Genomic DNA, 12483 nt, shown 5'->3' with positions numbered 1-12483 from the left:
ACATCCTACATTTGACAAGGCAACCCGCCGCCCACCCAGCAGCATTTTTTAACGCCGGCCTTCAAGACGACCGGTCATTTATTAGGAGGTCATAATGCCAAAATACATCATCGAACGCGATATTCCCGGCGCAGGGCAGTTGACGCAAGCCGAGCTGCAAGGCATTTCGCAAAAGTCCTGCGGCGTGCTGCGCGAGATGGGGTCGCGCATTCAATGGCTGCACAGCTACGTAACCGGCGACAAGGTGTATTGCATCTACATCGCCGACAACGAACAAGCGATTCGGGAACACGCCGAGCAAGGCGGGTTTCCGGCCAACCGGATCGAGGAAATCAAGACCATGATCGATCCGACTACGGCCGATTGAGCGATATTAGATTGCCTAGCGCCTATTTGCCAGGTCAAACAGTAGGCCGGAATCAGCCGCCAGGCATTTCCGGCAGGCTATTCGACGCAGCCACTTTAAATTTCTGCCGGAAACGCTAACGCTTATTCCGGCCTACACCACCAATACACCTTCTCGGGGGAGAGAACTTTATGAACTTTAAACTCAGCACTTTTACCGCCGCGCTGTTGCTCGGCAGCGCCAGCCTGTCGGCCAGCGCCGACGAAACCTGCGCTTCGCCGTACATGGCAAAAATTACCGGCCAGGAGGATTTCGTTTACATCTGGACTTTGGGCGCGGAAGGCGTCGGCGACGAGCAGGACAAGCTGGTCACCGTCGATGTGAATCCAAAGTCCAAACAATACGGCAAGGTGGTTGCCAGCCTGTCGGTCGGCGGCCGCAACGAAGCGCACCATTCCGACTTTACCGACGACCGCCGCTTTCTGTGGGCCGGCGGTTTGGATACCAACAAGATTTTCATCTTCGACGTGGCGACCGATCCGGCCAAACCCAAACTGACCAAAACCATCACCGATTTCGTCGCCAAGAGCGGCGGCGTGGTCGGCCCGCACAGCTTGTATGCGTTGCCGGGGCGGATGGTCATTACCGGCCTGTCGAATAATAAAGACCACGGCGGCCGCACTGCGATTGTGGAGTACAGCAATGCCGGTGACTACATTGCCACCTATTGGTTGCCGACCGACGACAATCTGCAAGGTGCAATCAAATCCGGTAAATACGCCGATGGTTATAACTACGACGTACGCGCCTTGCCGCGCAAAAACCTGATGCTGACTTCGTCGTTCACCGGCTGGTCGAATTACATGATGGATTTCGGCAAGATGTTGAACGATCAGGAGGCGATGAAACGCTTCGGCAACACCGTCGTGCAATGGGATTTACACAGCCGCCAGCCGAAAAAAGTGTTCGACGTGCCGGGCGCGCCGTTGGAAATCCGTTGCGCTTGGGACGAAGCCCATAACTATTGCTTCACCAGCACCGCGCTGACCTCGAAAATCTGGCTGATTTACCAGGACGACAAAGGCGAATGGCAAGCTAAGGATGTGGCGGACATCGGCGAACCGGCCAAAATCCCGCTGCCGGTGGATATCTCCATTTCCAGCGACGATAAGACCTTGTGGGTCAACACCTTCATGGATGGCAAGACCCGCCGTTTCGACATCAGCGACCCATTCCATCCCAAACAAGTGTTCGAGCAAAAAATCGGCGCCCAGGTCAACATGGTGTCGTCGAGCTGGGACGGCAAACGCTTGTATTACACCTCGTCGCTACTGGCGAATTGGGATAAGAAAGGCGCCGACAACGAGCAATATTTCAAGGCTTATAGCTGGGACGGCGACAAGTTGACCGAGCAATTCTCGATCGACTTTAACAAAGAGAAGCTGGGCAGGGCGCACCAGATGCGTTTCGGCGCTTACGCTTTGTACGGTAAAACGCCGAAATAAGCGGTTGGCCCACTGACCGCTCCCGGATTATGCGAGGGGTAAGTGGGAATGGCGGTTTTGCTGCGGCTCCCCTGTTTAACGGGGGAGCCGCAACGCTTAGCTTTTCAGCTTGGCAATCAACATTTTGTTGACTTCAGCCGGATTAGCCTTGCCCTGGGTTTCCTTCATGATCTGGCCGACCAAAGCCATTAGCGCCTTGTCCTTGCCGGCCAGATATTGCTCGACCGGCACCGGATTGGCGGCAATGACTTTGTCGACAATCGCTTCGATGGCACCGGTGTCGGTGATTTGCTTCAAGCCTTCTTTTTCGATGATCTCATCGGCCGATTCGCTGCCGTTCCACAATTTGTCGAACACTTGTTTGGCGGTCTTGCCGGATATGGTGTTGTCGGCGATACGTTTCAGCAGGCCCGCCAAACGCTCGGCGCTGACCGGGCAAGCGCCGATTTCCAGGCCGGCTTTGTTCAACGCGCCCAGCACATCGCCGGTCAACCAGTTGGCTGCCAATTTGGCTTCGCCTGATTCGGCGGCGACTTTTTCGTAAAAGTCCGCCAATTCACGCGATGAGGTCAGGGTCGCGGCGCTTTCGCCGTCCATACCGTATTGCGCGATGAATCGGCTTTTCTTGGCGCCGGGCAGTTCCGGCAGCGTGGCGCGAATTTCGGTTTTCAAGGATTCTTCGATCACCACCGGCAACAGGTCCGGATCGGGGAAATAGCGGTAGTCGTTGGCTTCTTCCTTGCTGCGCATCGAGCGGGTTTCGTCCTTGTTGGCGTTGTATAAACGGGTTTCCTGCACGACTTTGCCGCCGCCTTCGATGACGTCGATTTGGCGTTCGATTTCGTGATTGATGGCTTTTTCGACGAACTTGAAGGAGTTGATGTTCTTGATTTCGGCGCGGGTGCCGAACTCTTTTTGGCCTTTCGGGCGCACCGAGACGTTGGCATCGCAGCGGAACGAGCCTTCCTGCATGTTGCCGTCGCAAATTTCCAGATAGCGCACCAGTTCGTGCAGTTTGCGCATGTAAGCCACGGCTTCCTTCGCCGAACGCATGTCGGGCTCGGAGACGATTTCCAGCAACGGAGTACCGGCGCGGTTCAAGTCGATGCCGGTCAGGCCGTGAAAGTCTTCGTGCAAGGATTTGCCGGCGTCTTCTTCCAGGTGAGCGCGAGTGATGCCGATGCGTTTTTCGATGCCGTCGACTTCGATGTCCAGATGGCCGTTGCCGACGATGGGCAGTTCGAACTGGCTGATCTGGTAGCCTTTGGGCAAGTCGGGGTAGAAGTAATTCTTACGGGCGAACACCGAATGCGGAGCGATTTCCGCGTCTATCGCCAAACCGAAGGTCACCGCCTTGCGCACCGCGTCTTCGTTGAGTACCGGCAATACGCCGGGTAGACCTAAATCGACCGCGCAGGCCTGGGTGTTGGGTTCGGCGCCGTAGGCGGTGGCGGCGCCGGAGAAAATCTTCGATTTTGTAGACAGTTGGGTGTGGATTTCCAGGCCGATGACGGCTTCCCATTGTGAGTTCATGTTGCGTTCCTTTAAAAACTATTCGGCAAAAACGTCGTTCAAATCGATTTGCAGGTCGGGGAATAAGTGCGGGGCGGCGGTTTCGTTGCCGGGGTACAAGGCGCGTAGCTGGTATTTGCCGCTATCGTCGAGCACGAATTGCTGAACGATTTGTTCGTAAGGGAATACCAACCAATATTCACCGACGCCGCATTCTTGATACAGGTCGTACTTCAGGCGCACTTCCTTGCGGCTGTTGCCGGGCGACAAGACTTCGATAATCCAGTCCGGCGCGCCGTCGCAACCTTGTTCTGTTAACTTCTCCTTGTCGCAGATAACGCATAAATCCGGCTGCACGACGCTGAAAACTTCACGATCCTGAAGCAAGGATTTTCGGCGATCATAGAGTTTGACGTCGAAGGGTGCTACAAACACTTGGCAACTTTTGCGTTTGAAATGGTTTCCCAAATGAAGAAATAGATTGCCGGAGACACTCTGATGTTTGCGGTTCGGTGCCGGCGACATCGCCATGATCTTGCCCTTGATCAGCTCGACCGATTCCTCGAGCTGCCAGGTCAGATAATCGGCGTAGCTATAAGTGCCTTCGGGGTCCAGTTGCGACAATTGAGTAATCGGCGCCATGTTGCCTCCCGTGTTATTCGAAACCTTTCGGACTTTGCAGATGCCAGCCGGTCACTTGCTGGTAGCGGTGGCCGATGTTCAGCAATTTGGCTTCGCTGAAGTAGTTGCCGATCACCTGCAAACCGACCGGCAAGCCGGCTATGAAACCGGCCGGCAGCGATAGTGCCGGTAGACCGGCCAGGTTGATGGCGATGGTGTAAATGTCTTCCAGATACATTTGGATAGGGTCGCTGGTTTTTTCGCCGATTTTGAACGCGGTGCCGGGGGTGACCGGACCCATCAACACGTCCACTTCGCTCAACGCGCGTTTGAAGTCGTCGCTGATCAGGCGGCGTACTTGCTGCGCCTTTAAATAATAAGCATCGTAGTAGCCGGCCGAGAGAGCGTAGGTACCCATCAAAATCCGCCGTTTGACTTCGGCACCGAAGGCTTCGCCGCGCGAACGGGTGTAGAGATCGGTCAGGTCGGCCGGATTCTGGCAGCGGTAACCGAAGCGTACGCCGTCGTAACGCGACAAGTTGGAGGAACATTCGGCCGAAGCGATGACGTAGTAGGCCGGAATTGCCAGTTCCAGATTCGGCATGTCCACTTCCTGAACGATCGCACCGAGTTTTTGGTACTCAGCAATAGCCGCCTGAATTGTCGCCGCCATTTGGCTGTCGAGCTGGCTGTTGAAAAACTGTTTCGGTAGGCCGATTTTCAGGCCTTGCAAGCTATCGTTTAACGTGGCGCTGTAGTCCGGTACCGGTTGATCGACGCTGGTCGAGTCTTTGGGATCGAAACCGGCCATGGCCTGCAACAGCAAGGCCGCGTCTTCCGCGCTGCGCGCCATCGGTCCTCCCTGGTCCAGGCTGGAGGCGTAGGCGATCATGCCGTAGCGCGACACCCGGCCGTAGGTCGGTTTCAGGCCGGTGATGCCGCACAAGGCTGCCGGCTGGCGGATCGAGCCGCCGGTGTCGGTGCCGGTCACTGCCGGTGCCAAGCGCGCGGCGACCGCGACCGACGAGCCGCCCGACGAGCCGCCAGGCACGCAATCGGTGTTCCAGGGGTTGCGGGCCGGGCCGTAGAAACTGGTTTCGTTGGACGAACCCATCGCGAATTCGTCCATGTTCAATTTACCCAGGCATACGGCGCCGGCTTGGTTGAATTTGTCGACCACCGTGGCGTCGTAAGGCGCGATAAAGTTGTCCAGCATTTTCGAGCCGCAACTGGTTTTAATGCCCAGAGTGCAGAAGATGTCTTTTTGGGCGATAGGGATTCCGGTCAAGGCCGTTGCGTTGCCGCCCGCCAAGCGTTGATCGGCGGCCTGGGCTTGTTGTAAAGCCGTTTCCGCGCTAACGGTGACGAAGGCGTTTAAATTGCGATGTTGATCGATCCGTGCCAGGAAAGCTTGCGTCAGCTCCACGCTGGAAAATTGCTTGCCGCGCAGGCCGGCGGCCAGCTCGCTTAAAGTCTTGTTGTGCATGGGGCGTCCTTACTCGATGACTTTGGGCACCAGATACAATCCGGCTTCGGTTTGCGGGGCGATTGCCTGGAAATGCTCGCGTTGGTTGGATTCGGTTACTTGGTCGGCACGCAGGCGTTGGGTTTGGTCCAGCGGATGCGCCATCGGCGCGATGCCGGAGGTATCGAGTTGGCCCATTCGGGTCATCAGGTCCAGGATTCCGGACAGGTCTTTTGCATAGTGTTCGACGTCTTGTTCGGCAATGCCCAACCTAGCCAGGTGAGCGATTTTTTTAACGTCATTCGCCGTTAAGGACATTCTTCTAACTCCAGGTTTTCTTAGTAAAACTATGATACTTTATATCTTGCTCAAATACCCGCTTGATTGATAAAGTAGCGGGATTTTCCGTGTGCGCTTAGGGTACTGCTCAAAATGTTTAAAAGAATTCGTGGCCTGTTTTCCAACGATTTGTCAATCGATTTGGGTACGGCAAATACGCTGATTTATGTTCCGGGCCAGGGCATCGTACTCAATGAACCTTCCGTCGTCGCAATCAAGGAAGACAAAATTCGCGGCCAGAAAACCATCGCCGCAATCGGCGCCGACGCCAAAAACATGCTGGGCCGCACACCCGGCAACATCACCGCCATCCGGCCTTTGAAAGACGGCGTGATCGCCGACTTTGCCGTGACCGAGCGCATGCTGCGGTTTTTTATCAAAAAAGTACACGAAAACAAATTGCTGCGGCCGAGCCCGCGCATCCTGATCTGCGTACCTTGCGGCTCGACCCAGGTCGAGCGGCGGGCAATCCGCGAGTCGGCGGCGATGGCCGGCGCCCGCGAAGTGTACCTGATCGAAGAGCCAATGTCGGCTGCGGTAGGGGCCGGCTTGCCGGTCGATGCGGCGCACGGTTCCATGGTGCTGGACATTGGCGGAGGCACCTCTGAGGTGGCGGTGATTTCCTTGAACGGTATCGTTTATTCCGCGTCGGTGCGGATCGGCGGCGACCGTTTCGACGAATCGATTATCAGCTATGTGCGCCGCAACTACGGTACCTTGATCGGCGAAGCCACCGCCGAGAAAATCAAACACGAAATCGGTGCCGCCTATCCCGGTAGCGAAGTGCGGGAGATGCAGGTCACCGGCCGCAATCTGGCCGAGGGCGTGCCGCGCAGCTTTTCGCTGAACAGCAACGAAATTCTGGAAGCGCTGCAGGAGCCGTTATCTGGCATCGTCAGCGCGGTCAAGGTGGCATTGGAGCAGACCCCGCCCGAACTCGGCGCCGACGTTGCCAGCCGCGGCATTGTGTTGACGGGCGGCGGCGCACTGTTAAAAGACATCGACCGCTTGATTTCCGAAGAAACCGGCCTGCCGGTGTATATTGCCGACGACCCGCTGACCTGCGTCGCCCGCGGCGGCGGAATGGTGCTGGAAATGCTCGACGCCAAAGGCGCCTCGGCCTTTTCTTTGGAATAAAATCCGCCACAATTCTCTCCGGGACCGGTGGGGAAATCCTAGTCCCAGCCGTCTTAACCAAATAGGCTTGTATCTAGCCCGGCAATGTACCGCAGACTGGATCGGTCCACGCCCGCACGCGTTGGCGGCGATTTTGATCATTGCGTTTAGACATTAGAGGTTTGCCATCAAACTCTTATTCGCCAAAGGTCCTTCGCTTAACACCCGTTTATTGGTAGCGTTGCTGGTTTCCGTTTCGATGCTGGTAGTCGATTACCGCAGCGAGCGGCTGAGCCGCTTGCGGTCGCTGCTGTCCGTGCTGACCTATCCGTTACAAGCGCTGGCTTCGTTGCCGGTCGATTTGTCCCATTCCTTCTCCGACACCGTCATTTCGTTCGTCGAACTGCAAAAAGAGAACCGCCGCCTGAAGGAGCAGCAATTCGTCAACGATGCCAAATTATTGAAACTGGCGGCGCTGGAGAAGGAGAACACCCGCCTGCGCATGCTGCTGGAAAACTCGTTTCAACTCGGCGAGCAAGTGCTGGTTGCCGAATTGGTTTCGGTCAAACTGGCGCCTTACGAGCATACCGTCGTGGTTAACAAAGGCACCCGGTTCGGCGTTCACCCCGAACAGCCGGTGCTGGATGCCAACGGTATCGTCGGCCAAGTGGTCCGGGCCTTGCCGTCCAGCTCGGAGGTAATGTTGATCACCGACCCCGACCACGCCATCCCGGTCCAAGTCAACCGCAACGGCCTGCGTACCATTGCGTTCGGTACCGGCCAACCCAACCGCTTGCATTTGCCGTTTCTGGCGAATAACGCCGACGTCGTGCCGGGCGACTTGCTGGTCACATCGGGTTTGGGCGGCGTGTTCCCGGCCGGTTATCCGGTGGCGGTGGTCGACAAGTTCGAAGCCCGGCCGGACAAATCCTTCGCCAACATTTATGCCACGCCGAAAGCGGATCTGGAAAAAAGCCGGGAATTTTTGATCGTCTGGAGCCATTCGACGCCGGTGGTGTTGGGCGAGCCGGGCAAGCCGGCGGCGGACGTTTCGGATACGCGGGAAAGTGCCAATGGCGCGCCTTGATGTGTTGGCCGGTTCTTATTTCGCCGTGACCGTTGCCGCGGCGATGGTGTTGCGGGTGATGTCCTTGTTTCCGGCGATGGACATATTCAACCCCGATTGGGTGGTGCTGGTATTGATTTACTGGGCCATCGCTCTGCCTGAGCGCTTCGGCGTATTTTCCGCCTGGGCGGTAGGGCTATTGGCCGACGTGCTGACCGGCCGCTTGTTGGGCCAATATGCGCTGATCTATGCGCTGATCTGTTATTTCAGCATCAACGAGCACCGCCGCCTGCGCCAATTTCCGATCGTGCAGCAGTGCCTGTGGGTGTTTTTCTGTTTGTTGGGTTCGCAATGCGTGGTGTTCGGTTTGGAAAGCATGCGCGCCGGCAACCGTTTGCCGCTGGAGTTTTGGTATCCGGTGCTGAGCGGCACTTTGGCATGGCCGCTGGTGTTTGTGGTGCTGCGCTATATCCGGGTCATGGCGCGCATCGTTTGATCGGGCATGGATAGAAAATTCGCGATCAAGGACCCGTTGGCGGAAAGTCGCCTGTTTTTGAGCCGCATCGTCGCGGCTTTTATTTTGATATTGTTCCTGATCGTCGGCTTGGTGGTGCGCCTGGTTTACCTGCAAGTGGTCGGCCACGAGCATTACGCCACGCTGTCCAAAGACAACCGCATCAAAATTTCGCCGCTGCCCCCGACCCGCGGCGTCATTTACGACCGCAAAGGCCGGATGTTGGCGGAGAACGTGCCGACTTACAGCCTGGAATTGATCCCGGAACAGATCGCCGACCTGGACGATACGCTGAAGCGTTTGCAGCAGTTGCTGAATATCTCCGAGGAAAAAATCGATGCCTTCCAAAAGTTGCGCAAGCGCAATAAATCCTTTACCACGACGCCGTTACTGCAAAATCTGACCGACGAGGACGTTGCCAAATTTGCCGTGGTGCGGCCGTATTTTCCCGGCGTCGACGTCTACGCCCGCCTGGTGCGGCATTACCCTTACGCCGATCTGGCCGCCCACGTAGTCGGCTACGTCGGCAGGATCAGCGAGGACGAGCTGAAAAAGTTGCCGCTGGAACAGTACCGCGGCACCGACCAGATCGGCAAAATCGGCATCGAGAAATATTACGAAAGCCATTTGCTGGGAACTGCCGGTTACGAGGAAATCGAAACCAACGCCCAGTCCCGAGCCTTACGTACCGTATCGACGGTGGAGCCGGTAGCCGGGTCCAACATTTATTTGACGCTGGACATCGATCTGCAAAAAATCGCCTACGACGCGCTGCACGAATACAACGGCGCCGCGGTGGCGATCGAAATCAAGACCGGCGGGGTGTTGGTATTTGCCAGCCGGCCCGGCTTCGACCCGAATCCGTTCGTCTCCGGCATTTCGGCCAAGGATTACAAGGCGTTGAAGGATTCCGAAGACCAGCCCTTGTATAACCGGGCTTTGCGCGGCTTGTATCCGCCGGGATCGACGATGAAACCGTTTTATGCCTTGGCCGGCCTGGAGTACGGCGTGATCGATTACGGCCACCGCCTGTTTTGCCCCGGCTATTACAAATTGCCCAACGTCGACCACAAATACCGGGATTGGAAGAAATGGGGACACGGCATGGTCGACATGAACGAAGCGATCACCGAGTCCTGCGACGTGTACTTTTACGATCTGGCGATGGCTTTGGGCATCGACAAGATGTCCGGCTTCATGCATAAATTCGGCTTCGGCGAGAAAAGCGGTATCGATCTGGTCGGAGAGGTCGACGGCTTGATGCCGTCCAAGGAATGGAAGCGGCGTTACCGCAACCAGGTCTGGTTTCCCGGCGAGACGGTGATTACCGGGATCGGCCAAGGCTACACCCAGGTGACCCCGCTGCAATTGGCGCGCGCCACCGCGACGCTGGCCAATTACGGCAAAGTCGTCAACCCGCACCTGGTGCAGGAAATCATCACGCCGGATTACGCCGCGCCGCCCGAACTGCGTATCGTCCCCGACATTCCGTTGAAACCGGCCAACGTCGACAACATCCTCCGCTCCATGACCAACGTGGTTCACAGCCCGCGCGGCACCGCGAAATTGATCGCAAAAAATATCAATTACCAGATTGCCGGCAAAACCGGAACCGCGCAGGTGTTCACGGTCAAGCAGGAGGAGAAATACAACGAGGATGCGGTCGACTTCAAAATGCGCGACCATGCCTTGTTTATCGCCTTGGCGCCGGTGCACGACCCGCAGATTGCCGTCGCGGTGATCGCCGAGCATGGCGGCCACGGCGGTTCCGTGGCCGCGCCTATCGCCGCCGAAATCATCGACGCTTACCTTAACCAAACCAAGGACGCTGCGCCATGAGACACGAAATGCGCAACGAACAATTTCAAACGCCGTCGCTGCTTGGCAATCTGCTGCGCAAATTGCATATCGATATTCCGCTATTCATCGGCTTGTTGATGATTTTGGCACTGAGTTTCGTGATCTTGTACAGCGCCGGCGGCCAGGAAGTGGCGATGCTGGTACGCCATGCCAGCCGCGCCGGGCTGGCGATCGGCCTGATGACGGTATTGGCGCACATCAATCCGCGCCGGTTTCAGACTTTTTCCGTCGCTTTGTTTTCGGTGTGCGTGTTATTGCTGATCGCCGTTGCAGTCATCGGTCAGATCAGCATGGGTGCCCAGCGCTGGCTGGATTTGGGTTTTTTTAGGTTTCAGCCGTCCGAGTTCACCAAAATCAGCGCGCCGATGATGGTGGCCTGGTATCTGGCCGAACATTCGCTGCCGCCCAAACCCAAGCATGTCATGATCGCTGCCGGGTTGCTGCTGGTGCCGGTGTTGTTGATCGCCAAACAGCCGGATTTGGGCACGGCATTGCTGGTGGCCAGTTCGGGGGCGGCCGTGTTGTTTTTTGCCGGACTGTCGTGGTGGTTTATGCTGAGCGCGGTGGTCGGGCTGGCGGCATCGACGCCGATTCTGTGGCACTTCATGCGCGAATACCAGCGCAATCGGGTGTTGACCTTGTTCAATCCGGAGGCCGATCCGATGGGCACCGGTTACCATATCATTCAATCCAAAATTGCGATCGGCTCCGGCGGTATCAACGGCAAAGGCTGGCTGGGCAGTACCCAGGCCGAATTGGATTTTCTGCCGGAGAGTTCCACCGATTTCATCTTCGCGGTATTCGCCGAAGAGTTTGGTTTGTTCGGCTGCGTCGGCCTGCTGCTGTTGTATTTACTGGTGATCAGCCGCTGTTTTTACATCGCGGTGCAAGCTCAGGATACCTATTGCCGCTTGCTGGCCGGCAGCCTGTCGTTCACGTTTTTCGTCTACGTATTCGTCAACATCGGCATGGTGATCGGCATATTGCCGGTGGTCGGCGTGCCGCTGCCGTTGGTCAGTTACGGCGGCACGTCGATGGTGACATTGATGGCCGGTTTCGGTATTTTGATGTCGATCCATACCCACCGGAAGTTGTTGCCGGTATAACGCCCGGCTGGCTGCCGGGCCATTTTTATCCAACTTTGACATGACTATGAAAACCAAATTCGCGGTTCTGCTGTTGTCGCTGATCGGCATCGGCCCGGTTGCCGCCGAAATCGCGCCGACCGACTCTTTTAACGCCTTTGTCAAACAGATGGCGAAGCAACACCGTTTCAACGAAGCGGAATTGCGCGCTCTGTTCAAAGCCGTCAACATCCAGCAGCCGATTCTGGATGCGATGTCCAAGCCGGCCGAGGGTAAGCCCTGGTTTCAGTACCGCGAAATCTTCATGACCGAAGCCCGCATCGCCGGCGGCGTGCAATTCTGGAAAGACAACGCCGCCACCTTGCAGGCGGTGGAGCGCCAGTACGGCGTGCCGGCCGAAATCATCGTCGCCATCATCGGCGTCGAAACCAAGTACGGCGCACATACCGGCAAATACCGGGTCATCGACGCGTTGGCGACGCTCGGCTTCGCCTATCCGCCGCGTAGCGAGTTTTTTCTGAAGGAGCTGGAACAATTCCTGGTGCTGGCGCGGGAAGAGCACATGGACCCGTTGCAACCGATGGGGTCTTATGCCGGGGCGATGGGGTTCCCGCAATTCATGCCCAGCAGTTTCCGCAGCTTTGCCAAGGATTTCGACGGCGACGGCAAACGCGATATCTGGAGCAATCCGGCCGACGCCATCGCCAGCGTTGCCAATTATTTCGTGCGCAACCAGTGGCAGGCCGGTGCGCCGGTGGCTTTTCCGGTCTCGGCCAAGGGCGAATCGTATCGGCAGGCCCTGAGCAAAGGCGTCAAACCGGATATCGGTGTGGCCGAATTGCGTCAGTTGCAGGTCGAACTGCCGCCGCATTTGGCCGGCGCCGAAAAGGCCAAGCTGCTCAGCTACCAGCAGCAAACCGGCGAGGACCTGTGGATCGGCCTGCATAACTTTTACGTGATTACCCGCTACAACCACAGTCCGCTGTACGCGATGGCGGTATACCAACTGAGCCAGGCCATCGCCGCACGCAAGGCGTAATCTGCTGGGCAGCTA

12 protein-coding genes are annotated in these 12483 nt (G+C 57.1%); 8 read left to right on the top strand and 4 right to left on the bottom strand.

From position 1 onward, the window contains the following. Positions 1 to 94 precede the first annotated feature (94 nt). Both VXJ35_RS19215 and VXJ35_RS19210 read left to right on the top strand, forming a co-directional pair. Complete coding sequence (locus VXJ35_RS19215) at positions 95 to 367, top strand: DUF4242 domain-containing protein (protein WP_064022795.1); 273 nt, start codon at positions 95 to 97, stop codon at positions 365 to 367. Between the two features lie 170 nt (positions 368 to 537). Then, a complete protein-coding gene (locus VXJ35_RS19210) occupies positions 538 to 1851 on the top strand; it encodes a selenium-binding protein SBP56-related protein (protein WP_054761074.1) in 1314 nt (437 codons plus the stop codon). A gap of 96 nt (positions 1852 to 1947) precedes the next feature. Here VXJ35_RS19210 and gatB read toward each other — a convergent pair whose 3' ends face one another. Genes gatB through gatC form a run of 4 tightly spaced genes read right to left on the bottom strand, consistent with a single transcriptional unit; the run spans position 1948 to position 5767 of the window. After that, on the bottom strand, positions 1948 to 3384 hold the full coding sequence (gene gatB, locus VXJ35_RS19205) for an Asp-tRNA(Asn)/Glu-tRNA(Gln) amidotransferase subunit GatB (protein ID WP_064022794.1): 1437 nt from the start codon (positions 3382 to 3384) through the stop codon (positions 1948 to 1950). A gap of 18 nt (positions 3385 to 3402) precedes the next feature. Further along, positions 3403 to 4005, bottom strand: coding sequence for a Uma2 family endonuclease (locus VXJ35_RS19200; RefSeq protein WP_064022793.1), 603 nt, complete (start codon positions 4003 to 4005; stop codon positions 3403 to 3405). A 13-nt stretch (positions 4006 to 4018) separates the two neighbouring features. Then, positions 4019 to 5470, bottom strand: coding sequence for an Asp-tRNA(Asn)/Glu-tRNA(Gln) amidotransferase subunit GatA (gene gatA / locus VXJ35_RS19195; RefSeq protein WP_064022792.1), 1452 nt, complete (start codon positions 5468 to 5470; stop codon positions 4019 to 4021). 9 nt (positions 5471 to 5479) lie between these two features. Beyond that, positions 5480 to 5767 (bottom strand): Asp-tRNA(Asn)/Glu-tRNA(Gln) amidotransferase subunit GatC, encoded by a 288-nt coding sequence (gene gatC, locus VXJ35_RS19190; RefSeq protein ID WP_064022791.1) that lies wholly within the window; start codon positions 5765 to 5767, stop codon positions 5480 to 5482. Between the two features lie 114 nt (positions 5768 to 5881). On the opposite strand from gatC, the gene VXJ35_RS19185 reads away from it, so the two are divergent. From VXJ35_RS19185 to mltB, 6 genes are all read left to right on the top strand, one after another. Continuing rightward, positions 5882 to 6925: a rod shape-determining protein gene (locus VXJ35_RS19185; RefSeq protein WP_054760567.1), complete on the top strand. Its 1044-nt coding sequence runs from the start codon at positions 5882 to 5884 to the stop codon at positions 6923 to 6925. A gap of 166 nt (positions 6926 to 7091) precedes the next feature. Continuing rightward, positions 7092 to 7991: a rod shape-determining protein MreC gene (gene mreC, locus VXJ35_RS19180; protein ID WP_082409741.1), complete on the top strand. Its 900-nt coding sequence runs from the start codon at positions 7092 to 7094 to the stop codon at positions 7989 to 7991. Then, complete coding sequence (gene mreD, locus VXJ35_RS19175) at positions 7978 to 8466, top strand: rod shape-determining protein MreD (protein WP_054760570.1); 489 nt, start codon at positions 7978 to 7980, stop codon at positions 8464 to 8466. Before mreC ends, mreD begins: the two co-directional genes overlap by 14 nt. Before the next feature lie 6 nt (positions 8467 to 8472). Beyond that, positions 8473 to 10323, top strand: coding sequence for a penicillin-binding protein 2 (gene mrdA / locus VXJ35_RS19170; protein ID WP_064022790.1), 1851 nt, complete (start codon positions 8473 to 8475; stop codon positions 10321 to 10323). Further along, positions 10320 to 11450 carry a rod shape-determining protein RodA gene (rodA, locus tag VXJ35_RS19165; protein WP_064022789.1) on the top strand — a complete coding sequence of 377 codons (1131 nt, stop codon included), beginning with the start codon at positions 10320 to 10322 and terminating at the stop codon, positions 11448 to 11450. The genes mrdA and rodA overlap by 4 nt, the downstream gene beginning before the upstream one ends. Before the next feature lie 46 nt (positions 11451 to 11496). Then, positions 11497 to 12468, top strand: coding sequence for a lytic murein transglycosylase B (gene mltB, locus VXJ35_RS19160; RefSeq protein WP_331711080.1), 972 nt, complete (start codon positions 11497 to 11499; stop codon positions 12466 to 12468). Positions 12469 to 12483: the final 15 nt, after the last annotated feature.

The sequence above is a fragment of the Methylomonas sp. DH-1 genome (assembly GCF_046097555.1).
GTDB classification, from domain to species: Bacteria; Pseudomonadota; Gammaproteobacteria; order Methylococcales; family Methylomonadaceae; genus Methylomonas; species Methylomonas koyamae.
This window is presented reverse-complemented; position numbering and strand designations above follow the sequence as displayed.